18 protein-coding genes are annotated in these 23,608 nt (G+C 74.9%); 10 read left to right on the top strand and 8 right to left on the bottom strand.

What is annotated here, in order from left to right:
• Positions 1–524 precede the first annotated feature (524 nt).
• Genes OHA81_RS04805 through OHA81_RS04795 form a run of 3 tightly spaced genes read left to right on the top strand, consistent with a single transcriptional unit; the run spans position 525 to position 3,205 of the window.
• Positions 525–1,040 carry a hypothetical protein gene (locus OHA81_RS04805; RefSeq protein WP_329193089.1) on the top strand — a complete coding sequence of 172 codons (516 nt, stop codon included), beginning with the start codon at positions 525–527 and terminating at the stop codon, positions 1,038–1,040.
• Positions 1,041–1,083: 43 nt separating this feature from the next.
• Positions 1,084–2,685 carry an apolipoprotein N-acyltransferase gene (lnt, locus tag OHA81_RS04800; RefSeq protein WP_329193087.1) on the top strand — a complete coding sequence of 534 codons (1,602 nt, stop codon included), beginning with the start codon at positions 1,084–1,086 and terminating at the stop codon, positions 2,683–2,685.
• Positions 2,686–2,722: 37 nt separating this feature from the next.
• Positions 2,723–3,205: an NUDIX hydrolase gene (locus OHA81_RS04795; RefSeq protein ID WP_329193086.1), complete on the top strand. Its 483-nt coding sequence runs from the start codon at positions 2,723–2,725 to the stop codon at positions 3,203–3,205.
• A gap of 21 nt (positions 3,206–3,226) precedes the next feature.
• Here OHA81_RS04795 and OHA81_RS04790 read toward each other — a convergent pair whose 3' ends face one another.
• Complete coding sequence (locus tag OHA81_RS04790) at positions 3,227–3,994, bottom strand: trypsin-like serine peptidase (protein WP_329193084.1); 768 nt, start codon at positions 3,992–3,994, stop codon at positions 3,227–3,229.
• 329 nt (positions 3,995–4,323) lie between these two features.
• On the opposite strand from OHA81_RS04790, the gene OHA81_RS04785 reads away from it, so the two are divergent.
• On the top strand, positions 4,324–5,613 hold the full coding sequence (locus OHA81_RS04785; protein ID WP_329193082.1) for an ATP-binding protein: 1,290 nt from the start codon (positions 4,324–4,326) through the stop codon (positions 5,611–5,613).
• Positions 5,614–5,745: 132 nt separating this feature from the next.
• On the opposite strand, the gene OHA81_RS04780 is transcribed toward OHA81_RS04785, so the two are convergent.
• The 5 genes from OHA81_RS04780 to OHA81_RS04760 form a co-directional block, all read right to left on the bottom strand.
• A complete protein-coding gene (locus tag OHA81_RS04780) occupies positions 5,746–6,465 on the bottom strand; it encodes a hypothetical protein (RefSeq protein WP_329193080.1) in 720 nt (239 codons plus the stop codon).
• On the bottom strand, positions 6,462–8,075 hold the full coding sequence (locus tag OHA81_RS04775) for a serine/threonine-protein kinase (RefSeq protein WP_329193078.1): 1,614 nt from the start codon (positions 8,073–8,075) through the stop codon (positions 6,462–6,464). The genes OHA81_RS04780 and OHA81_RS04775 overlap by 4 nt, the downstream gene beginning before the upstream one ends.
• Positions 8,076–8,213: 138 nt before the next feature.
• Positions 8,214–9,470, bottom strand: a complete 1,257-nt coding sequence (locus tag OHA81_RS04770) for a Tm-1-like ATP-binding domain-containing protein (RefSeq protein ID WP_329193076.1) — start codon at positions 9,468–9,470, stop codon at positions 8,214–8,216.
• A gap of 48 nt (positions 9,471–9,518) precedes the next feature.
• Complete coding sequence (locus tag OHA81_RS04765) at positions 9,519–9,986, bottom strand: NUDIX domain-containing protein (protein WP_329193074.1); 468 nt, start codon at positions 9,984–9,986, stop codon at positions 9,519–9,521.
• Between the two features lie 30 nt (positions 9,987–10,016).
• On the bottom strand, positions 10,017–11,048 hold the full coding sequence (locus tag OHA81_RS04760; RefSeq protein ID WP_329193072.1) for a cation diffusion facilitator family transporter: 1,032 nt from the start codon (positions 11,046–11,048) through the stop codon (positions 10,017–10,019).
• A gap of 151 nt (positions 11,049–11,199) precedes the next feature.
• On the opposite strand from OHA81_RS04760, the gene OHA81_RS04755 reads away from it, so the two are divergent.
• From OHA81_RS04755 to OHA81_RS04745, 3 genes are read left to right on the top strand one after another with little or no spacing between them, the layout of a single operon-like run.
• Positions 11,200–13,551, top strand: a complete 2,352-nt coding sequence (locus OHA81_RS04755; RefSeq protein WP_329193070.1) for an FHA domain-containing protein — start codon at positions 11,200–11,202, stop codon at positions 13,549–13,551.
• 14 nt (positions 13,552–13,565) lie between these two features.
• Positions 13,566–14,195 (top strand): hypothetical protein, encoded by a 630-nt coding sequence (locus OHA81_RS04750; RefSeq protein WP_329201987.1) that lies wholly within the window; start codon positions 13,566–13,568, stop codon positions 14,193–14,195.
• Complete coding sequence (locus OHA81_RS04745; protein WP_329193068.1) at positions 14,195–15,208, top strand: serine/threonine-protein kinase; 1,014 nt, start codon at positions 14,195–14,197, stop codon at positions 15,206–15,208. Before OHA81_RS04750 ends, OHA81_RS04745 begins: the two co-directional genes overlap by 1 nt.
• A gap of 11 nt (positions 15,209–15,219) precedes the next feature.
• On the opposite strand, the gene OHA81_RS04740 is transcribed toward OHA81_RS04745, so the two are convergent.
• Complete coding sequence (locus tag OHA81_RS04740) at positions 15,220–15,588, bottom strand: hypothetical protein (protein WP_329193066.1); 369 nt, start codon at positions 15,586–15,588, stop codon at positions 15,220–15,222.
• A gap of 100 nt (positions 15,589–15,688) precedes the next feature.
• The gene (locus tag OHA81_RS04735; RefSeq protein WP_329193064.1) at positions 15,689–16,969 is read right to left on the bottom strand and encodes a streptophobe family protein; all 1,281 of its coding nucleotides are present in this window, start codon (positions 16,967–16,969) and stop codon (positions 15,689–15,691) included.
• 168 nt (positions 16,970–17,137) lie between these two features.
• On the opposite strand from OHA81_RS04735, the gene OHA81_RS04730 reads away from it, so the two are divergent.
• The 3 genes from OHA81_RS04730 to OHA81_RS04720 all read left to right on the top strand — a co-directional run bounded on the left by OHA81_RS04730 (position 17,138) and on the right by OHA81_RS04720 (position 23,606).
• Positions 17,138–18,460: a DUF6777 domain-containing protein gene (locus tag OHA81_RS04730; RefSeq protein WP_443056439.1), complete on the top strand. Its 1,323-nt coding sequence runs from the start codon at positions 17,138–17,140 to the stop codon at positions 18,458–18,460.
• 19 nt (positions 18,461–18,479) lie between these two features.
• On the top strand, positions 18,480–20,558 hold the full coding sequence (locus tag OHA81_RS04725; protein WP_329193060.1) for a SpoIIE family protein phosphatase: 2,079 nt from the start codon (positions 18,480–18,482) through the stop codon (positions 20,556–20,558).
• Between the two features lie 348 nt (positions 20,559–20,906).
• Positions 20,907–23,606 carry a phosphodiester glycosidase family protein gene (locus OHA81_RS04720; RefSeq protein ID WP_329193058.1) on the top strand — a complete coding sequence of 900 codons (2,700 nt, stop codon included), beginning with the start codon at positions 20,907–20,909 and terminating at the stop codon, positions 23,604–23,606.
• Positions 23,607–23,608: the final 2 nt, after the last annotated feature.

The following is a 23,608-nucleotide window of genomic DNA, read 5'->3' as shown; positions in this document are numbered from 1 at the left end:
CCCGCCCACGGCGCGGTCCAGGAGGGCCGTCACGAGGTGGCGCCGGGGTACGGGGCTGCACAGCAGGTCGCGCATGAAGGCGTCCGGGTCGTCGAGCCCCGCCGCGGCGAGGGTCTGGGGCGGGCCGGCGAGGGGGATCGCGCCCGCCAGGACGCGCGGACGCCCCGGCCCGGCGACATCACGCAGCAGAACGGCCGGGAACGCCGCGAGCCCGTCCCGGTCCACGGGGCGCGCCCCGCCTCCCGTGAGGGCGGCTGCGACGGCCCGGTACTGCTCCGGGCACTGTTCGGCCACTGCCCGCAGCAGGGCGGCGGGGCGCCCCGCCGCCCTACGGGCGTACGAGGGAGAGCGGCGGGGCAGCGCCCAGCGCGTCGCCTTCGCCTCCCGGACCCTGCACCGGATCGTCACCGGCCGCCGCCCGGCGTTGCGCGATGCCGTGGTCGGGCTGCTCCCGGGGCAGGCACGCAGGGGGAGGCAGGGCCGTGTCGAGGGGCGCGGGCGGGCGAGGTGAGTACGCTGCACACATGACGGGTCACCCCCCGGGTCCGCTCTGGACGGGCCGCGCATCCAACCGCGCGCAGTGGCTGCTCGCCGCGGCCGGCGCCGCATGCCTGGCGCTCGGCGTCGAACTCGCCGTCGACCCCGGCTGGACCTCCGGGACGGCGCCGCTGCTGATGTCCGTGATCGGCTGCCTCGCGGCCGGGCTGCTCATCCTCTTCGGCACCCTCGCCTTCGTCCACGTGGCCGTCACCGTCGACTCCCAGGCCGTGGAGGTGCGCTGCGGCCACATCGGGCTGCCCCGCCGCACCATCCGGCTCGCCGAGGTGGCCTCCGCCGAGTTCGTGCCCAAGATCACCCCCCAGCACTGGGGCGGATGGGGCTACCGGTGGCGCCCCGAGAGGGGGACCGCCGTCATCGTCCGCCGCGGTGAGGGCGTCGAGCTGCGCCTGGACGACGGGAAGCTGTTCACCGTCACGGTCGACGACGCCGAGAACGCCGTCCGGGTCATCCGCACCCACCTGCGCGCTCTGGCGCACTGAGTCCCTGAGGACTGCCGCGCGCAGGGGACGTACACTCCGCCAAATGAGCACCAGTGTCACCCGAGCGGCCGGGAACGAGCCCGCGCAGTCCACCGCACCGGCGAGCGGCGCCCGCGGCCTCGGCCGCCTCCGGGGCGCCTGGCCGGTCCGGGCGGCGCTCGCCGCGCTCGCCGGGGTCCTGCTCTACCTCAGCTTCCCGCCCCGCCCCCTGTGGTGGCTGGCCCCCCTCGCCCTCGCCCTGCTGGCCGGCTGCCTGCGCGGGCGTCGCGCCCGGGCCGGATTCGGCCTCGGCTTCGTCTTCGGGCTGGGCTACCTCCTCCCGCTGCTCGTCTGGACCAGCGAGGGCGTCGGCCCCGTCCCCTGGATCGCCCTCGTCACCCTCGAAGCGCTGATCTTCGGTCTCACGGGCCTCGGCATCGCCCTCGTCGACACGCTTCCCGGCCGCGCCCTGTGGGCCTCCGCCCTGTGGATCGCCGGCGAGGCCCTGCGCGCCCGGGCGCCCTTCGGCGGCTTCCCGTGGGGCAAGCTCGCCTTCGGCCAGGCCGACGGCTTCTTCCTGCCGCTCGCCGCGCTGGGCGGCACCCCGCTGCTCTCCTTCGCGGTCGCCCTGTGCGGATTCGGCCTGTACGAGGCCTGGCGCACCGTCCGCGCCCAGCCGCGCCGTACCACCGCAGCGCTCGCCGCCTTCACCGTCGCCCTGCCCGTCGGGGCGGCCCTGGCGGCGCGGCCACTGGTCTCCGACGCCGCCGAGGACGGCACGGCCGTGGCCGCGGTCATCCAGGGCAACGTCCCCCGCGCCGGCTTCGACTTCAACGCCCAGCGCCGCGCCGTCCTCGACAACCACGCCAACCGCACCCTCCAGCTCGCCGACGACGTCGTGGCCGGCCGCGCCCGGCAGCCCGACTTCGTCGTCTGGCCGGAGAACTCCTCCGACATCGACCCCTTCGCCGAGCAGGACGCCCACGACGTCATCGACCACGCCGTCAAGCGGATCGGCGTGCCCGTCGCCATCGGCTCCGTACTGGAGCCGCCGACCGGCCCGCTGCGCAACACGATGATCCTTTGGGACCCGGTCAAGGGCCCGACCGCGACGTACGACAAGCGCAAGATCCAGCCGTTCGGCGAGCGCATGCCGATGCGGTCCTTCGTCCGGATCTTCAGCAAGGACGTGGACCGCGTACGCCGTGACTTCGGCCCCGGCAAGGAACCCGGCGTCTTCGACATGGCCGGTACCCGGGCGGGGATGGTCACCTGCTACGAAGCGGCCTTCGATGACGCCGTCCGCTCCACCGTCCAGGCCGGCGCCCAGGTCATCGCCGTACCGAGCAACAACGCCACCTTCGGCCGGACCGAGATGACCTACCAGCAGCTCGCCATGGACCGGGTCCGGGCCGTCGAACACAGCCGGACCGTGCTGGTCCCCGTCACCAGCGGGGTCAGCGCCGTCATCCGGCCCGACGGCGAGGTCGTCCAGCAGACGAAGATGTTCACCGCCGACGCGCTGGTCGCCGAAATCCCGCTGCGCTCGACCCAGACCCCGGCCACCAGGCTCGGACCGCTGCCCGAGTACGCGCTGCTCCTGGCGGCCGCCGGCGGGCTGGGCTGGGTGCTGACCCGCCGGGTTCGCGCCCGCCGGGCCGCATGACGCGGGTGTGCGCGGGGCGTCTCGTAGGGTCGGGGCCATGACCACCCCTGACTACATACGCGCGGTCCGTGAAGCCGGCGCCGGGCACCTGCTGCTCCTGCTGCCCGGGGTCACCGCCATCGTCGTCGACGACCGCGACCGGATCCTGCTCGGCCGGCGCGCCGACACCGGCCTGTGGTCGGTGATCGGCGGCATCGCCGAACCGGGCGAACAACCCGCCGTCACGGCGGTGCGCGAGGTGTACGAGGAGACGGCCGTACGCTGCGTCCCCGAGCGGGTCGTGCTCGTGGAGATGCTCGAACCGATCACCTACCCCAACGGTGACGTCTGCCAGTTCCAGGACATCACCTTCCGCTGCCGTGCCACGGGCGGCGAGGCCCGGCCGCACGACGGCGAGCTGCTGGAAGTCGGCTGGTTCCCGGCGGACGCCCTGCCGCCGCTCGAGCCCTTCGCCGTGCAGCGCGTCCAGCGCGCCCTGCGGGACGAACCGACCTGGTTCCGGCCCGCCGACGGGGCCTAGGTCGTCTCTTCCGGGGCCGGCCTAGCCCGCGACCGCCGCCTCGCGGTACAGCTCCAGGGCCTGGTCGTCCATCACCGCGCTGTACGACACCTCCGGGACCAGGCCGCCGTCCTCGTAGCCGCCCAGGACCCCGGCCACGGCGCCGTTCGCCAGCCAGGGGCTGCCGCTCGTGCCACCGCTGAGGTCGGGGCAGTCGATGCGGCGCTGCGTCGGCGAGAACAGGCTCGTGGCGTTGGTGCAGCGCAGCGGCGACTCGTCACTGCTCGGGTAGCCGACGACCGTCACCGTCACGTCCGCCGGCTGCTCGGGGTCCACCGGGAAGCCGCCCACCAGGTCCTCGACCTGCCCCGACCCCGTCACCGGGGTGACCGAAGCGAAGGCGATGTCCTCGTCCGGGTCGCGCCCCTGCGTCCAGCGCGGGGACACGTACACGCTGGTGACCTTCCACAGCCCGTACGGGGCCTTGCCGTCCCGGTAGCCGGGCGCGAACACCGTGCTGTCCGGGTTGTCCAGGCAGTGCGCCGCGGTGGCGATCACGCTCCGGTCGTCGCTGTGCACCACGGCGGCGCTGCAGAAGTGGCCCCCGTCCAGCCCTCCCGCGAACAGGGCGCCCACCCGGTCGACGGCCGTGCCGGGCTCCGCCTGCGCGGTGACGCCGAGCGGCGGGGCGGCCCCGGCGTCCGGCAGATCGACGCTCAGCAGCGCGGCCATCGCCGCCAGCGCGAGCAGGACCCGGGACGCCCGCCGGACGCGGGAGGAGCCGACGGGGGCGGCCTGTCTGGGGAGCATGCGGCGGATCATGCACCTGAGCCTGCCCAGCGAGCCTGTGGCCACAGCCCCCGATTCCATAAGAATCCGCTGTGAATCCCGGACCGGACGTCTCGGAAGTGCGGAAACGGCACCCATTTCCGGCATGCGCCGCGGTCGGAAGGCGTGGGTCCTCCGGCGGAGAGGCGCGAATCCTCGGCAGGGGAGGCAACGGCCTTCGGACCGGGAAGCGCGAGTCTATGGACGACGCGGACGGTTTCCGGGGCCGGTGTTGTGCACCGCGGAGCGTGAGCGCGGGGCCCGGACGCCCCTAGCCTCGCCGCAGGAGCACGAACGAGGGGCGGTACCCGGTGAACTGGCTGATCCACGACTACCGCGAGAGCGATCTCGCCGCTGTCGTCCACTTGATCGACACCACGGCGGAGCTCGGCCAGGAGTCCGTGTTCTCGCTCGCCGAGTGCATCGGCGCGCTCACCGACCGGCAGCCCTGTGTGGTCGCCGTCCACCAGGGCGTCCCGATCGGCGCGGCCCTCGCCTGCGTCACCGGCGAACGCGCCTGGGTGATGCGCATCGCGATCGCCGCGGGCTGGCGGGGCCGCGGGCTGGCCAGCGCGCTGCTCGTCGAACTGGAGCGGCGGCTCATCGCCGCCCGCGTCGGGCGGATCGCCTACGTCCTGCCCGAGGAGGACCTGCTCGGCGAGGGCCTGCTCAACGCCGGATACACGCGCCAGCCGGCCGTCGCCTACTTCGAGAAGACCGAACCGTTGCACGGGCCGGCCGCCGGTCTCCTCGACGACCTCGGCGGCCGCTTCCTCCCCAATGACCTGTGGGGCAAGGTCGCCGGGATGGAGAAGGAGAAGGACCTCATCGAGCGCCGCGTGGTCCTCCCGCTCGCCGAGCCCGAACGGGCAGCCGCGCACGGGGTGCGGCCGCCGCGCGCGATCACCCTCTTCGGGCCGCCCGGGACCGGCAAGACCACCTTCGCCCGCGCCATCGCCTCCCGCCTGGGCTGGCCCTTCGTGGAGCTGCTGCCCTCCCGCCTCGCCGACGAGGGCAACCTGGCGGCCGCGCTGCGCGACGCCTTCGCCCGGATCGCCGAGCTGGAGCGGGTCCTCGTCTTCATCGACGAGGTCGAGGAGATCGCGCCCGTACGGACCGAGCCCGCGCAACCCGGCGGCATCCACGGGGTCACGAACGAGCTGCTCAAGCTGATACCCGGCTTCCGGGAGGGCGACGAGCGGCTGCTGGTCTGCGCCACCAACTCCATCCGCTCCCTGGACCCCGCCTTCCTGCGGCCGGGGCGTTTCGACTACCTGATCCCGATCGGCACCCCGGACGCCGGGGCGCGCGCCGCGATCTGGTCCCGGTACACGTCCGGGCGCCCGGACGTCGACGTGGCGGCGCTGGTGGAGGCGACCGAACTGTTCACCCCGGCGGACATCGAGCACGCGGCGCGCATCGCGGCGCAGGTGTCCTTCGAGCGGGACCTCGAGGCGGTGGGCGCGCGGGGCGCAGGCGCCGCACAACTGGGCGCGGGCACCGGTGACTACCTGGCGGCGGTCGCGCAGTGCAGGCCGACGGTGACCCCGGCGATGACGGGGGAGTTCGCGGCGGACATCACGGCGCACGCCCGCTTCTGACCCGCCCGGCCGCCCGTTCGCCACGGACGCACAGGGGCCTCACAGACGTGCCTGCCACGGACAGGCCGGCCAGGTCGGCCCGCGGCCGCTCCTCCCCGAGCGGCCGCGGGCCCACCCGCGCAAGGACATCCCCTATGCCCGACAGCGGTAGGTGAACCCGACGGCCCCGGCGCGCTGCCCGGGCGAGTCGAGCCGGAGCTCGGCGCGCGCGGCGTAGGTGCCGACTCCCTGGAAGGTCCACAGCAGGTGCAGCCGGGCCTCCTTGCGTCCGCTCGGTACCCGCTCCGTCAGCTGCTCCGAGCGGGTGCCGTCGCTGCGCTCCCAGTGGTAGGTGAGTGTGCCCGGGCGCCCGTTGGTCCGTACGACGGCCAGCACGTCCGCGGCCGCATCACAGCCCGGCCCCTTGGGGTCGGTGGTCACCGCTACGTCCCGGACCGCGAGGGCGGGACCGAACCGCTGCCAGCCCAGGTAGGCGAGGACCCCGGCCAGGACCACGGCGGCCAGGGTGTAGCGCCGCCACTGCCCCGGGCGGCGGCCCGGAACCGCGGCAGGCACCGTCACCGGGAACGGCGCGGGCATCGCCGCCGTGACGCCGGGGCCGAACCGCAGCACCGGCCCGTCGACCCGGTCGGGGGCGGCGCCGGGGACGGTCTGCGGCGTGTCGAGCACGGGCGTGTCGAGCCTGCGGGTGTCGAGCGCAGGCGTGTCGTGCTGCCGGGTGTTGTCATGCCGAGGGGTGGGGAAGTCCGGCCGTCCGGTGCCGTCCGGCTGCTCGGGCGGGCCGCTGAACCAGTGGGTGCCGAGGACCGTGGCGCTGTAGTCGTCGCCCTCGGGGGCGTGGGGATCGCTCATCGCGGCGGCTCCTGGCACCTGGGGATCAGCTTCGAGACGGTGACGCTGCCGGACGAGGGCGTCGTGGTGACGCGGACGCTCAGGTAGCAGCCCGCCCTGCGGGTGAAAGCGTGGGCCCTGTCCACGGTCGCCGCCCCGGCCTGGACCGCGACGGAGTCCGTGCCGTCGGCGACGCGCAGGTCGGAGTCGCCGTTGCCGAGGAACCACTCCAGCACCACCGTCGCCGGTCCCCCCTTCACATCCAGAGAGACGCTCACCTGTCCGGTGCTCGGGCTGGTCAGCAGCGTGGCCTTCACCCCGGAGACGGTGACCGACGGACTCGGCTTCACGGTGGGGGTCGGCTTCGTCGGTGTTGGCGTCGGTGTCGGCGTCGGTGTGGGAGTCGGAGTGGGCGTCGGGCTCGGTGTCACCGACGGCGAAGCCGAGGCCGTGGGGGAGACGGACACGGACGGCGAGGGCGACGCCGACGCCGAGGGCGTCGCGGACACCGGGGCGCCCGGCCCGGGCCCGCCACCACCGGGCGGCCCGGCGCTCGACGTCGCGAACGCGCTCAGCGTGGCCGCGCCGCCGGACTCCCCGGCGACGGCCTCGTACGTGAACAGCAGCATCGCCCCGATCACCACCACGGCGGCCGCCGCCAGCGCTCCGCGCCGCCCGGGCGCCCAGCTCGCCGGCGTGGGCGGCAGCACGGTCGTCGCGAGCGCCGTGGTGCCGGCCGCGGCGGCTCCCGCCGACGGGAACAGCAGGGGCAGCAGCGCCGCCAGGGCCGCCAGTTTGCGCTGCCCGCGCTCCTCCCAGTGCGGCCCGTACCCCGCCAGCGCCACCTCCTCCAGCTCCGCCACGAACGCCTCGGCGTTCTCCGGCCGCTGCTCCGGCGCCTTGGCCAGGCCCCGGCGGATCAGCGGGCGCACCGGCTCGGGCGCCTCGGTCTCCGGTACCGGGGCCTCCACGTGCTGGACCGCCAGCTCCGCGAAGTTCGTCCCGGGGAATGGCTTGTGTCCGGTCACGCACTCGAAGAACGTCGCCGTCGCCGCGTACACGTCGGCCGCGGGGGAGGCCGGCCGGCCCTGCCACTGCTCGGGCGCCATGTACGCCGGCGTGCCCGCGACGCCCGGGGTGGCCCCGCGTCCGGTCGCGATCCCGAAGTCCACCAGTTTCGAGGAACCGTCCGCACCGACCAGTACGTTCTCCGGTTTGTAGTCCCGGTGCACCACCCCCTCGCGGTGCGCGGCGGCCAGCCCCAGCAGCGAGCCCTTGAGCAGTACCAGGGCGGCCTCCGGCTCCGTGCCCGCGCCGGACTGCTTGAGCAGGGCGCGCAGTGAGATCCCGTCGACGAGTTCCATCACGATGGCGGCGCCGCCGGGCCCTTGCGTGTACTCGCAGTACTCGTAGAACGCCACCACGTGCGGGGAGCGCAGTCCGCCGAGGAGCCGGGCCTCCGCCCGGAACTCCCGGACGAAGGCGGGGTCGTCGCGCAGCCGTTCGCTGAGGTACTTCACCGCGACCGGCGTGCCCGTGGCCTCGTGGACCGCCAGCACCACCCGGCCGCTCCCGCCCGCACCCAGTTCCCGGACCGGCGTGTACCCGGGAACCGTCCACGCGTCGTTCATCGTTCCCCCTCCATGGCCCCACCGTGTCCCAGCGCCGGTCCGTGCGGCCGGCACCCCCTGGGACACGGTTTTCGCCATGGCCGGTTCCCTGCCGCAGGGGGTGTTTCGAAGCAGGGCCCGGGCGGGTGGGTCAGCTCGTCACGCCGCGGCCCGTTCCGCTCCGATCAGGGCGTGCAGCCGCTCCGCCGCGGCCCGTCCGAAGGACGGATCGTTGATGTGGGTGTCGTAGTCGTGCAGCAGGGCGGCGCTGCCCCGCAATCCGTCGCGCAGCGCCGTGAACAGGGCCCGGTCCGCGCCGGGGTCATGGTAGGGGCCGCCGGGCGCGCCCAGCGTCGACAGTCCGCGCAGTGGGACGCACACTTCCGTCGGGCCGGTCGCCGCCCGGAGCTTCGCGGCGACCCGGCGGCCGAGTTCCGCGCACTCGGCCGCGGTCGTACGGATGACGGTGATCGACGGGTTGTGGACGCGGACCCGGCGGTAGCGGACCCGTTCGGGCAGGGTCTCGAGCGGGCCGAACTTCACCATGTCCAGCGCGCCGAGGCTCACCACCTGCGGGACCCCGGCCCGGCCGGCCGCGCTGAGGCGGTCGGGGCCGGCGGTGAGGATGCCCCCGCACATGTCGTCGGCGAGCTCGCCGAGGGTGAGGTCGAGGACGCCGGCGAACACCCCCTGGCCGGCCAGTTTCTCCAGGGTGCGGCCGCCGCTGCCGCTGATGTGGAACACCAGCACCTCGTAGCCGAGTTCGGTCAGCCGCTCCCGGGCCGCGTCCACGCCGGCCGTGGTGACGCCCGCCATGCTCGCGGCGACCAGCGGCGGTGAGCCCGCCCCCGGCCGGCCCGGGCGGCGGCGCTCCAGCGCGGCCCGGGCGTACCCCTTGGCCATGCCGGCGATGGCCTCCACCGCATTGGCCAGCACCGGGGCGGAGACGCTGTTGATCCCCGCTATGTCCACGACGCTGTACATCATCGTGATGTCCGCTGATCCCACGTACGGGGCCACGTCGCCGGAGGCCATGGAGGAGACCATCAGCTTCGGTACGCCCAGTGGCAGTGCGCGCATCGCCCGGGTGGCGAGGGAGGTCCCGCCGCTGCCGCCGATCGCGAGGACCCCGTGGAGCCGGCCCTCCGCGTGCAGGCGCAACAGCGTCGCCTCGGCGCCCTCGGCCATGGCGGTGACGGCGGCGCCCCGGTCGCCCGCCGCCCGCAGTTGCTCCAGTTCCGTTCCCGCCGCCCGTGCGACCGCTTCACGCGGTACCTGCGCGGGTATTCGGGGCTCGCCCATGATTCCTGTGTCGACCGTGATCACTTCGACGCCGGCGCGCAGCAGCCTCTCGCGCAGCCAGCCGTACTCGACACCCTTGGTGTCCAGGGTTCCCACCAGCACGACGTTCGTCATATGTGCAATGTCCATGCGCGCGGGGTTTGTTGGCAAGTCAAGGTCGGGTCAACCCTCTGAAAGCGCCAACAGGCGTTCCAGGAAGGGGACTTGACCTGGGATCAACTTGTTCCTGGCCACCGGGGGAGTGAACCAGGCCACCCGGTCCAGTTCCGGGAACTCGGCCCGCCGGCCCGAGTGCGGAGGCCACTCCATGGTGAAGGTGCCGGGCACCATCAGCGCCGGATCGAGGTCGGCGCGTACCGCCCAGATCGTCACCAGCTTCCCGCCCGCCATCCGGATCTCCCCGAGCGGCAGGTACGGGCCTTCCGGCGGCGGGAGGCCGATCTCCTCGGTGAACTCGCGGCGGGCCGCGTCCAGCGGTGTCTCGTCCGGGCCGTACTCCCCCTTGGGGATCGCCCAGCCCCCCGCGTCGCGCCGCTCCCACAGGGGGCCGCCCATGTGGCCCAGCAGTACCTCGACCCCGGCGCCGGCCCCGCGGAACAGCAGCAGGCCGGCGCTGCGCTTTTGCGTCATGCGCTCATGTATGCCCCGCCGCGCGGTCCGTCAGTGATCGTGCGGGCCGGCCCGGTGGACCGGGCCGTGCGCGTCCGCGCAGTGCGGGTCGCCGGGCTCGGGGTCCTCGCCGGCCCGGCCGACCGAGAGCAGGGCCTCCGCGACGTGGTCCACCTGGAGGGTGGTGTGCGTGACCCCGTACTCCTTGGCCAGCAGCCGCTCCAGGTCCCGCCGGACGGCGTGGCAGTCACCGGCCGGTTCGACCAGCACGTGCGCGGAGAGTGCCGCCTGGCCGGAGGTGATCGTCCAGATGTGCAGGTCGTGCACTTCGGTCACCGGCGGGTGCCCGGCGAGCCGGTCGCCGACCGCGTCCGGGTCCATGTGCGCCGGAGCGGCCTCCAGGAAGATCCGGCCCGACTCGCGGACCAGGCCGTAGCCCGCCTTGACCATCAGCACCACCACGACCAGCGAGGCGATCGAGTCGGCCTGGCGGAAACCGGTGGTCAGCACGATCAGACCGGCCACCGCGGTCCCGATGAAGGCGAACAGGTCGTTCAGGATGTGCTGGTAGGCGCCCTCGACGGCCAGGGAGTTCCGGTTCGCCTTCGAGATGCACCAGGCCGCCGCCACATTGACGACGATGCCCGCCAGCGCCGTCACCAGGACCGGACCGCCCTCCACCGGCGGCGGATCGATCAGCCGCCGCACCGCCTCGTACGCCAGCCACACCGCCAGCAGCAGCAGCGTCAGCCCGTTCGCCTGGGCGGAAAGTATCTCCGCCCGCTTGAGGCCGTACGTGAAGCCGCCGCGCGCCGGGCGGGCGGCGAGCCGCATGGCGATCAGCGCGAGCACGATCGAGACCGCGTCGGTCAGCATGTGCGCGGCGTCGGAGATCAGTGCCAGGGAGTGGGCCAGGACGCCGATGACCACCTCGACGGCCATGAAGCCGCCGATCAGGCCGAGGGCGATCGCCAGCCAGCGCCGGTCGGCGTCCGCGGCCACACCGTGGCTGTGCCCGGCGTGGCCGCCGTGCCCGGAATCCCCGGCGTGGTCGTGCTCGTGTCCGTGCTCGTGCCCGGTCATGGCGTCCCCCGTTTGTTCGGTTTCGACGCCGCAAGTGAAACGCACCTTCCGTGCATCGGCAAAGGCTGCAACGGGGACCGTTGTCATTACCCATAACGGGCCGCTGACCTGCGGCTATGCCGCGCCGGTCGGATCGTGGGAAAATCTGACCATGGCCTCGCGACCCGGTGCGCCGGCCGCACCCGAACTCGTGCTGGAGACCGCCCGGGGCTCGACCCCGATCAGCCCGGGCCGGACCTACCACGTCGGACGCGACCCCCTCTGCGAGATCTGCCTCGACGACGCCCGCGTCTCCTGGCACCACGCGGTCCTGCGCCCCGACGGCGACCACTGGACGGTCGAGGACGAGGGCAGCACCAACGGCACCTGGGCCGACGGCCACCGCGTGCACGAGTGGAGCGTCGGACCCGGCAGCGAACTGCGCTTCGGCAGCGCCGAGGACGGCCCCCGCGCCGTCCTCCTCGGCGCCGCCCCCCGGCGCACGCCGGGCCGCCCGTCCTCCGTCTCGGACCCCGGCCGGTCCGCCACCTTCCACCGGCCCACCTCCGTGCGGCCGCGACCCGCGCGCACCGTCCGCATCGGCCGGGCCCCCGACAACGACCTCGTCGTCGACGACCTCGTCGTCTCGCGCCACCACGCCGAACTGCGCGCCCTGCCCGACGGCACCTACGAGATCGCCGACCTCGCCAGCCACAACGGCACCTACCTCAACGGCGTCCCCGTCGACCGGGCGCGCGTCGCCGACGGCGACATCGTCGGCATCGGACACAGCGCCTTCTGCCTCGTCGGCGACCAGCTCCAGGAGTACGTGGACACCGGCGAGATCACCCTCGACGTCCAGGACCTCGCCGTCGCCGTCGACCGCGGCCGCAAGGTCCTGCTCGACCACGTCTCCTTCCCCGTCGGCGCCAAGTGCCTCCTCGCGGTCGTCGGCCCCAGCGGCGCCGGCAAGTCGACGCTGCTCGGCGCGCTCACCGGGCTGCGCCCCGCCGACCACGGCACCGTCCTCTACGACGGACGCGACCTCTACCGCGACTACGCCGAGCTGCGCAGCCGCATCGGCCTCGTCCCGCAGGACGACATCCTGCACGCCCAGCTCACCGTCCGCCGCGCCCTGACCTACGCCGCCGAACTGCGCTTCCCGCAGGACACCGCCAAGGCGGAGCGGCAGGCCCGGGTGGACGAGGTGATCCGGGAACTCGGTCTCGCGCAGCGCGCCGACCAGCCCATCCACACCCTCTCCGGCGGCCAGCGCAAACGGGTCTCCGTCGCGCTGGAACTGCTGACGAAGCCCTCCCTGCTCTTCCTCGACGAGCCGACCTCCGGACTCGACCCCGGCATGGACCGCTCCGTCATGAAGATGCTGCGCAGCCTCGCCGACGACGGCCGGACCGTGATCGTGGTCACCCACAGCGTGCTCAGCCTGGAAGGCTGCGACCGGCTGCTGGTCCTCGCCCCCGGCGGCCGTGTCGCCTACTTCGGACCGCCCGGAGAGACCCTCGGCTTCTTCGGCTTCGAGGAGTGGCCGCAGGCCTTCGAAGCCTTCGAGAACCAGCAGGACCGGGACTGGGCGGGCGAGTACCGCTCCTCGACCCCGTACCGCAAGTACGTCCAGGTCCCCGGCCACCCGCTCGCCGCGAACGGCGCCCCCGGCGGGCCGGCCGGATATGCCGCCGCGCCGCCCAAGGCGCAGAGCTGGGGAGCGCAGCTGTCGACCCTGGTGCGGCGCTACGCGGCCGCGCTCAGCGCCGACCGCACCTTCCTCGCCGTCATGGTCGCCCTGCCGTTCGTGATGGGCGCGATGGCCCGCGCCCTGGCCGGCCGCTCCCTCACCCAGGAGACGGCCATCAACGCCCTGCTCATCCTGAGCGTGGGCGGCGTGCTCACCGGCGCCGCCAACGCGGTGCGCGAACTCGTCAAGGAGCGGACCATCTACCGGCGCGAGCGCGCCGTGGGGCTCTCCCGCTCCGCCTACCTGATGTCGAAAGTGGTGGTCCTGGGCACGGTCACCGTCGCACAGGCCGTGGTGCTGACGCTGGTGGCGCTCCTCGGGGTGGGGACCAACGCGCCCGGCGGCAAAGGGGTCTTCCTGCCCCCGCTCGTGGAGATCACGATCGCCGTCGCGCTGCTGTCGTTCACCGCGATGATGCTCGGCCTGCTGATCTCCGCGCTGGTCAGGAAGGAGGAGGTCACCATGCCGCTGCTGGTCCTCCTCGCCATCGTGCAGGTGGTCTTCTGCGGGGCCCTGCTCCGGCTGGACGGCGTACCGGTGATCCAGCAACTGGCCTGGCTGGTTCCCTCCCGCTGGGCGCTCGGCGCCATGGCGGGCACCATCGGCCTCGGCGCGATCGTGCCCGGCAAGATCACCGACGACCCGCTGTTCGCCCACTCCGCCGGGGTGTGGCTGCTCGACGTCGGGATGCTGGTGGCGCTGTCCGTGCTGTTCGGGCTGCTGGTCGCCCGGCTGCTGCGGCGGCACGAGCCCGCCCTCATGCGGAAGTAGAGCCGGTGACCTCGATGACGAGCCCTGCCGACGCCGCGGACTTCCGGCCCACGCACGTCGTGCCCCAGGACGGACTGCCCGCCTGGGAGGCGCCGGACGTGTCCCGGCCGACCGCGGCCCTGGACCCCTTCCTGCCCGTACAGCTGCTGTCCCGGCAAGGCGAATGGGGCGAGGTCCTGTGCTCCAACGGATGGTCCGCGTGGGTGGACGGCCGGCTCCTGGTCGCCGTGCCGCAGCCGCCGCCGACGGCCGGCCGGCCCCTCGCGCGCACCGAGGACCCCCGTCCGCTGCTCGCCCGCAGCGCCGACGCGCTGGAGCGCTACCGGAAGGCCGCCGACGAACTCGCCTCCGGACGTGCGGACACCGAGGCCTTCCGCAGGGGCACGCGCGGACTGCGGGCCGGCGTGGTGATCGACGGGGAGGCGGTGTGGCTCTACGACGAGGCGGCCGGGCGGTGGCTGTACGGCGAAGGCGGCCGGGCGGACACCTTCGCCGTCGTCTCGGGGCCGGGCTCCGCCGCCGGGGCGCCGCTGCCCGGCGCACCGGACGCCGGCGGTGTGGCCGACGCAGGAGCACGTGAACCCGACGACACGGGGCACGAGTCGACGCTGGTGGTGGAGAGCCCCGAGGGCGGCGACCGGTGATGTCCGCCGGCCCGCCCGGCGGCCGGCCCTCCGACCTGCGGGGCAAGCAGATCGCCGGGTACCGGGTGGAGAGCGAGATCGGGCGCGGCGGGATGGCGGTCGTCTACAAGGCACTGGACCTGCGGCTGGACCGGACGGTGGCACTGAAACTGCTCGCGCCCGAACTCGCCCGCAACGACACGTTCCGCCAGCGGTTCACCCACGAATCGAAGGTGGCGGCCGCCATCGACCACCCGCACATCGTGCCCGTCTTCGAGGCGGGCGAGACGGACGGCCTGCTGTACATCGCGATGCGCTACGTCGCCGGGCAGGACCTGCGGGCGCTGCTGGACCGCACGGGCCCGCTGTCCGTCCGCAGGGCGGCGCGCATCGCGGGCCAGGTGGCCTCGGCACTGGACGCGGCCCACGCCCACGACCTGGTCCACCGGGACGTGAAGCCGGGCAACATCCTGGTGGCGGAGGGCATCGACAGCGACTACCCCGAGTACGTGTACCTGACGGACTTCGGGCTGACGAAGAAATCGCTGTCGCTGACCGGGTTCACGAGTGTCGGGCAGTTCGTGGGGACCCTCGACTACGTGGCGCCGGAACAGATCTCCGGCAAACCGGTCGACGGGCGATGCGACGTGTACGGCCTGGCGTGCGTCGTCCAGGAGATGCTCACCGGAGCCCCGCCGTTCCAGCGTGACGAGGACATGGCCCTGCTCTGGGCCCATCAGTTCGATCCGCCGCCTCCGGTGACCTCGCGGCGGCCCGACCTGCCGGCGGCGGTCGACGAGGTGCTGGGCAAGGCGCTGGCCAAGTCGCCGGAGCAACGCTGGGGCGACTGCCTGGAGTTCACCGGGGCCCTGCGAAGGGCGGGGGAGGCGGCGGAGCCGGCCGGGGCGGCGGGCTCCGGCCGGCCGGCGACGCCGCTCGCGGAAGCCCTCGGGTCCGCGGCGCACCGCGGCCCCGCGCCGCCGCCGCCGCGCTGGGCGATGCCGGTGTTCCGGCCCCGGGACGGCGGTGCGTGAGGGGGTGCCGGTCAGGAGCCGGAGTCGAGGGCGGAGCGGCACAGCACGTACGCCCTGACGTCGGCGTGCGAGGCGGACGCGTACCAGCCCTTGCGGCCGTCGGGTCCGACGACGGGGTGACTGGCCAGGACGGGGCCGGTGTTGCCGTTCTCCAGGGAGTAGCCGCCGGACTGGAGGAGCATGCCGTCGGGGCAGTAGACCGTGCTCGCCGAGACCTCCCTGGGCGTCGCGTCGCGCGCCCCGACGGGACCGGCGAGGTAGCGGGCGCCGGTGGGTGTCGCTCCGGTGGGGAGCGCGGTGGAGAGGGTCAGGGCGACTGCGGAGACGGCAAGCAGGCCGCCGGCATGGAGCGGCCGGAACAGGCCTTTAAACGTGTTCACGGAGGTGAGGTTGGCACGCGGAATCGATTCACCGCCGAACCGATCCGCGCCGGTTCACCCGTATGGATCATCGGTTGCCCACCGCGGGGAACCCCCTCGGTCAGAGCCTCGCCGGGTCCTTGCTCTCCACGGGCCCCCGGTGGCGCAGCGGGCGGCCCAGGAGGGCGCCGAGGTATCCGGCCACCGCGCCCCACAGCAGGGCCAGGCCGGTGTTGCGCCACAGCACCGGGGTCAGGTCGACCTTTTCGCCGAGGCCGCCCACATCGCCGATCCCCAGGAGGGAGAGACCGAACCCGGCCTGCACGCCCGTCAGTAGACATACCGTCAGCATCGCCAGGGCCAGCGCCACCCCCAGGTGCAGGGCGTGCCGCCAGGGCCGGACACCGGCCGGCGAGCGCACGGCGGCCAGCACGCCCGCGCCCAGCAGCAGGACGGCGGCCACCACCACCAGCCACCACGCCCGCGGGTCCTGATGCGCGAACGAGGAGACGTCGACCGTGTGGGGTTCCGGGCCGCGCAGCACCTCGTCCAGCAGGTGCGGCATCGGCAGCCCGAACGGCCCGTCCACCCTGCCCTTCCACGCTCCGCCCAGCCCCAGCGACAGGGCGAGCCACGCCAGGTTCGGCAGCCCCAGGAGCATGACCGCCAGGGTGCGTTCCGGGTGTCCTCGGGTAACCGCCACCACGAGGCCGGTGATGACCGCCAGCGCGACGTACGTGAGCAGCAGCACCAACGTGGCGAAGGCGGCCGGGCGCACCGCCGTGTGGAAGCGGACCACCGAGGCGGGCAGCGGGGCGCGCCGCGACACCAGCAGGGTCACCACCAACAGGCCCACGATCCACAGCAGTCCGCAGAAGAAGGTCACGAGCAGATCGGTCTCGAAGCCCACCGTCGGGGCGGAGTCGAGCAGTTCACCGATGTCCCCGAGCGGAGAATCGCCCGGGAGGAGGCCGAAGGTCTGCCGGGCCGCGAGACCGGTCCCCATCAGGGCGAGCAGCCACAGTACGACCAACGGCACGGCTCGGCCCAGGAGTTCCCGTGGACCGGCGACCGCCCGGCCCCGCAGCGGTCGCAGGAAGGCGCAGGCCGCGGTCAGCGCACCGGCCAGGGCGACCGACAGCGGCATCACGGAGAGGTTCACGTCGGCGCCGGCCAGGGGGCCGGCCCCGCCCGAGGCCCCGACCGAACCTCCGGCCGCCATCACGACCACCGCGGCGACCACCCGGGGGTACGCGCCGCCCGGCAGGTCGCCGGCGCCCGCACAGGCCGTTCCGGCCGAGGCGACCGCGAACATGACGGCGAACGCCGCCACCACGGCGACGAAGCCGTCACGCCAGGCCTTCACGGCTCCGGAGGCCGGCGTCGTCGAGGGACTGCTCACTCCGCCACGGTGGCACCCCCGGCTTGCGGCCACCACCCGGAGGCCGCACACAATGGTCCGCAGGAGTGCGAAAAACGCTGGTGTGGACGGTTGTGTCCGTACGGCAGCCGCGGGACGCCGAGGGGCTGGGCCGGGCCCCGGAACACCTTCGCAGGGGAAGAGGAGCCCGTGACCACGCAACCCTCAGGCGAGGAACCGCCGCGGCCACCCTCACGGCGGCCCCCTGCCGAACCTCCCGGCGGCCGGCCGGCCGGTCCCCCGTCCGGCCCGCTCTCGGGCGGCAGCCGCGGGGCCGGACCGCCGCCGTCCCCTCCGTCCGGACCGCCGCCGGGGCCCGGCGGGCAGCCGCCGAAGGGGCACTGTTGGCGTTCCGTACCCCGGCTGGCCGCCGCCGTGGTCGCGGTTGCCGCCGTCGCCGCACTGGTGGTGGTCCTCACCCGGCCCGGCGGGACGCCGTCGGGCAAGGCGGGCGGCGAGATCTTCCTGCAGCCCGCCGCCGCGACCGGTCCCGACCCCTTCACCGAATCCACCGCTGCGGACCAGGGCACGCAGCCCCCGCAGAGCCCGCCCGCCCGGACGCCGGGCACTTCCACGCCGAGCGCGACGGCGCCGGGGACGACGGTCACCCGCAGCGTCACCGGGGCGGCGCCCGGGCTCTACGGCGGCACCAAGGACGTGGCCAGCTGCGACGTGGAAAAGCAGATCAGGGTGCTGTCCGCCCAGCCGTCGACGAACGAGGCCTTCGCCTCGGCCCTCTCCCTCCGGCCCGCCGCCGTTGCGCACTACCTGCGCTCCCTGACCCCCCTCCAGTTGCGCGTCGACACCCGGGTGACGAACCACGGTTACCGCGACGGCAAGCCCACCGCCTACCAGGCCGTGCTCCAGGCCGAGACCGCCGTGCTGGTCGACGACAGGGGCGTACCGCGGGTGCGCTGCGCCTGCGGGAACCCGCTGACGCCCCCCGTCGCGCTGGGGGGCCAGCCGAAGCGGACCGGTCGGCCGTGGCCCTCGTTCCAGCCCTCCCGGGTGGTGGTCATCGCGCCGTCGGTGACCGTCGTGAACAAGTTCGTGATCTACGACCGTCACGACGGGCGCTGGGTCGAGCGCGACCGCAACGACCACCAGGGCGAGCACGACAAGGCCGTGCCGCCGCCCGTGGTGAAGAGTCCGCCGCCCTCGTCGCAGCCGCTGCCCGTCTCGCCGCCGCAGTCCCCGCCCACGTCACAACCGGCGCAGTCGCCGGCCTCCCCGCCCTCAGCCCCCGAGTCGCCGGCCTCCCCGCCCTCAACCCCCGAGTCCCCGGCCTCCCCGGCCCCACCCCCCGAGTCGCCGCCCGCCCCGCCTCCCGTGTCCCCGGCCCCGGGCACCTACTCGGGCCCACCGTCCGAACCGGCCCTGCCCGGTTCCTCCCCCGGTTCCTCCCCCGGCTCACCGCCCGGTTCCTCCCCCGATGCCTCCTCCAGCCCGCCCGTACCCGGCGACGGCCGGTAACACGTGAGAGGCTGGCAGCATGGACCAGCGGGGAGAGACGGCCCCCGAATTCGACTGGCCGGCGCGGCCGGACACCAGCCTGGCGCTCAACCGCATGGGCACCTTCGACTGGGACCTCGACAGCGGGCAGATGCACCTGGACCCCACCGCCCTCAAGGTCCTCGACCTGCGCTCCGACGAGTTCAGCGGCACCCCCGACGGACTGCGCGCCCGCCTGGTGTCGGGCGAGGAGGCGCGGATCGACGCGCGCGTCGCGCAGGCCCTCAAGGAGGGACGCAGCCACTACGGGGCCTACTTCCGCAGCAGACGGCGTGACGGCAGCGCCGGCTGGACCCACATCCAGGGGCACATCCTGCGCGATCCGCACGGCCGCCCGTACCGGATCATCGGGATCCTACGCGACGCCGCACACGACCCCGGCGAGCCCGGGGGCGACGGATCGCACGACGAAGGACGGCGCCGGATGACCGGGGTGGTCGAGCGGACCACGGCGATCCTCGCGCACGCCCGCACCGTCAACGACGTCACCGACGTCCTCAAGGACCCCGAGGCGCTCGGCCACCTCGGGGCGGTCAGCGTGATGCTCGGGGTCGTGGACGGCGGCCGGATCCACCTGGTGGCGGAAGGCAGGCTGGGTTCGTACGTCCCGGAGATCGAATACACCCGGATCGACGCGCAGTTCCCGATGAGCGAAGCCGTCCGGAGCCTTCGCCCCGTGTTCATCGCCTCGCGGGACGACTTCCGGGAGCGCTACCCGCTGCTGTGGCCCTACATCGAGCCGCTCGAGGTGCGCAGCGGTGTCTACCTCCCCCTCATCGCCCAGGGCAGGGCCATCGGCGCACTCGGACTGCTCTACACCCGTCCCGGCGACTTCACCGCCGAGGAACGCAACGTGCTCATGGCGCTCGGCAGCGGCATCGCGCAGAGCCTCCAGCGGGCCATCCTCTTCGAGCAGGAACACGACCTCGCCGAGGGCCTCCAACGGGCCATGCTCCCGCGCCGGATCCCGGACGTCGCCGGCGTACGGATCGCCGTACGGTACCGGGCGGCCAGGATCGGCCGGGACATCGGCGGCGACTGGTACGACGTCATCCCGCTCGGCGACGGCCGGGTGGGGGTGATGATCGGGGACGTGGAAGGGCACGACACGGACGCGGCTGCCGTCATGGGCCAGCTGCGCATCGCGCTGCGCGCCTACGTCGCCGAGGGCCACACGCCCGGCACCGCGATGGCGCGGGCCTCGGCCTTCCTGCGCGAACTGGAGACGGAACGCTTCGCCACCTGCACCTACGCCGAAGTCGACCTGAACACCGGGACGCTGCGCATGGTCCGCGCCGGCCACCTCGATCCGGTGCTGCGGCGCGGCGACGGCAGCGCCCACCGCGTCCAGGTGGCGGGCGGCCTCCCGCTCGGGCTGCGCCCGGCCGACAGCCCGCACACCGCGCCCGGGACCGGCACCGGGTATCCCGTCACCGCCCTCGACCTGCATCCGGGCGACACCCTCGTACTGTGCACGGACGGCCTGACCGAACGCCCAGGAGGGGACTCCGAGACGGGCATGCGCGAACTGATGGAGGCGGTGCGTGACGGCCCGGCCGACGTCGAGGAACTCGCCGACGTGCTGTGCGACCTCATCGGTGACGCGGGCGGCGGCGACGACATGGCGCTGCTCCTGCTGCGCCGCCGCGGTACGCCCGCCCCGCGCGGCGGCGGCCCGCTGCGCCACCGGCTCGACCCGGGCGACCCGGCGGCCCCGGCGCACGCCCGGCACCTGATCCGTGCGGCCTCGGAAGCCTGGGGGGCGCGCGCCAGGTCGGACGAGGTCGTGCTGGTCGCCGACGAGCTGATGACCAACGCCCTGGTCCACACCGACGGCGGCGGCCACGTCAACATGCGCCGGACCGTGGACGGCCGGATCAGGGTCGAGGTGGAGGACACCAGCAGCGCCCTGCCGCACCGCCGGGAGGCGGGGGAGTGGGCGATGTCGGGACGGGGGCTGCTGCTGGTGGAGGGGCTGGCCGACGCCTGGGGAGTGGAACCCAGGGGCGGCGGGAAGTGCGTGTGGGCGGAGTTCGCCACGGAGCCGCCGACGGGCTGAGGGCGCGGCCGGGGCGGCGGGGGGCTCCGCGCCTTCGGCCGGGGACGTGGCATGCCGGCGCCCTGGGCCGTCGACGCGGGGGCACGCCGCGCTCTGCGGCCCGCCCGACCCTGTTCGCGGCCGGTCCGCGCGCGGGCCGTCGATGCCCCCCCGTGGGCGCGGGTGACCGATCTCCCGGGCGCGCACATCGGCCTGGTGGTCGGGGCGCAGGGCTCGATCCCCAGGAGCGTGCGGCGGCCCGCGGCGTCCGAGGGGGGCGCGTGGCTGAATCCGGCGAATGGCTGAATCCGCGGGCGCGGCACGGCGAACGGGCGCTCGGCCGGCGGTCCGGCGTTCGATGCTGCCCGGGTGTCGCACCCGTCGCACCCCCGCCCGCTGCGCCTCGCCCCGCTCGCCGCCCTGCTCTGCGCCGCCCTCGTCGCGGCGGGTCCGACCCGTGCCGCCGCCGCCGACGACGACGAGGGCATCGAGACAGCCCGCACCTCCCGGCTCATCGCACCCGGCGTCCGCCTGGAGTCCTACGACCGCCTCCAGGCCGACCGGTGGCTGCGGATCGACGAACTCGTGGCCGACCTCGGCGGAGCCGACGGCGTACGGGCCGAGTACCTCGGCGGCCCCGGCCGGGACCCGACCCGCCTGGGCACCCTCGCCGAAGCCGCCGTCCGGCATCAGGCCGGGCCCGGGCGGCGGGTCGTCGGCGCCGTCAACGGGGACTTCTTCGACATCCGGGGCACCAAGGCCCCCCTCGGCCCGGGGCTGCGCGCCGGGCGGTTCCTGCACTCCGCCTCACCCGGCCCGGGCGGCGGCCTGGCCATCGGCTTCGGCCCCGAAGGCAGCGGCCGGCTCCTGCGCCTCGGCTTCCGCGGGACCGTCACCCTGCCGGGCGGCGCCGTACGCCCCCTGGCCGGCTACAACGCCGCCCGGCCGCCCGCCGACGGCTTCGCCCTCTACACCGACGACTGGCCCGGCACGGTCATGCCCGCCGCCGCGACCCGGGCCGTGGAACTCCGCGACGGCCGGGTGACCGGCCCCGCCCGGCAGCCGATCGGGCGGCCCGCCTCCGGAACAGCCCTGCTCGTCGCCTCCGGTCCCGCGGCGGCCGAACTGGGCCGCCTGCGCCCCGGCGACCCGGTTGCCGTGACGGCCCTCCCGCTGCCCGCGTCCGGCGGCCCGGCCGCAGCCGCAGTCACCGCCCCAGCCCCGGTCCCGGGCCCTGTCCCGGTGACGGCGATCGGCGGCCGGGAGCCGCTGGTGCTGGCCGGGACCCCGCAGAACCACGACGGCGAACCCAACGACGCCGCCGCCCCGCGCACCGCGGTGGGCCTCTCGGACGGCGGCCGGCGGCTGCGCCTGGTCACCGTTGACGGCCGCCAGCGCGACAGCGGCGGCCTGTCTCTGACCGGGCTCGGCCGGATGATGCGCCGGCTCGGGGCGTCCGAGGCCCTCAACCTGGACGGCGGCGGCTCCTCGACCCTGCTCGCCGGACGGAGCGGGGCCACCGCCCTGACCGTGGAGAACTCCCCGTCGGACGGCGTGCTCCGCCCGGTCCCCAACGGCCTCGTCCTCACCGCCCCGGCCGGCTCCGGCCACCTCACCGGGTACCGCGTCGAGCCCGTCGCCGGTTCGGCCCGTGCCTTCCCGGGGCTGACCCGCACCTTCACCGCCACCGGCCACGACCTCGCGCTCGGCCCGGCCCCCGGCGCCCCGCAGTGGTCTGCCCGGGGCGGCGGCAGCGTCGGCCCGGACGGGGTATTCCACGCGCTGCGGCCGGGGCCCGCCACCGTCACGGCCCGGCGCGGAGCGGCCACCGGCGCGCTGCGCCTGGACGTCCTCGGCCCGCTGACCCGGCTCCGGCCCACCAGCGACCGGATCGGACTCGCCGGGCCCGCCGAGCACGCCGGGTTCGCGCTGACCGGCTACGACGCGCAGGGTGCGGCCGCACCCGTCGAACCCCGGGACGTGGCGCTGCGGTTCGACCGCTCCCGCTGGAGCGTGAGCGACGACGGCCGGGGCGCCTTCACCGTGACCGCCCGGGTTCCGCACGCCACCGGGCGCCTCGGCGTCACCGTCCGGGCGACCGGGGCCACCGCCGAACTCGCCCTCGGCGTCGGCCTGGAGGAGCTGCCGCTCGCCGCCCCGGCAGACGCCGCCCGCTGGACCGGCCCGGGTGCGCAGGCCGCCCCCGGGGCGCTGGCCCTCGCACCCGCCCGCGCCGTGGCGTCCGCCGCCCCGCCGGGCCCGCTCCCCGTGCCGGAGCTCGCCCGTTCGGTGTCCCTGTGGGTGACGGGCGACGGATCCGGGGCCCGCCCCACGGTGCACCTGGCCGACGCCGACGGGGCCGCCGTTCCTCTGCGCGGGCCCGCCGTGACCTGGTCCGGCAGGCGCCGGATCACCCTGCCGCTGCCGGCCCGGGCACGGCCGCCGCTGACCTTGACCCGCCTCTCGGCGGCGCCCGGGGCCCGGCCCGGCCGGCTGCTGCTGGACACGCTGACCGCCGCCACCCCGCCGACCGGCCCGGCCCCCGCCGTGCCCGCGGCCGCGGACCCGGTGGTGGGTACCACCGCCCAGGTGGCGGCGCGGCCCTGGCGGTTCGCAGTGGTCCCGGCCGGGCAGGCGCCGCCGCCGGGCGTCGACTTCGTGCTCCGCGGGGGCCGCCCCGGGTCCGTGCACCGCGGAGTACGGTTCGTGCCGCTCGACAGCGGCCGCCGCACGCTGGAGGGGGGCGCCGGGCTGCACCGGATGCGGGCGGTGCGCGAGGCCCTGGCGGCCGCCGCCCGGGAGCCGGACACGGGCGCGGTGGCCGTCGTGGAACGCCACGCCCCGCAGAGCGTGGACCGCAAGGAGGCCGCCCTGCTGGAGGACCTGCTCGCGGAGTTCCGCCGCACGACAGGGAAACGGGCCGTGTTGCTGACCCTCGACGCACCCCGCTTCGCGGCCGGCCGCTCCGAGGGCGTCCTGTCGGTCGCTGCGGCCCGCGGGGAACGGACCCTGATCGGCGTCGACGCCTTCGCCGCCGGGGACTGGCTCTCGGTACGGCCCGGCGCCTGACG

Origin of the sequence: Streptomyces sp. NBC_00667, from assembly GCF_036226825.1 — a bacterium.
Taxonomy (GTDB): Bacteria; Actinomycetota; Actinomycetes; order Streptomycetales; family Streptomycetaceae; genus Streptomyces.
The sequence above is the reverse complement of the archived record's forward strand: the minus strand, read 5'-3'. Positions and strand labels throughout refer to the sequence as shown.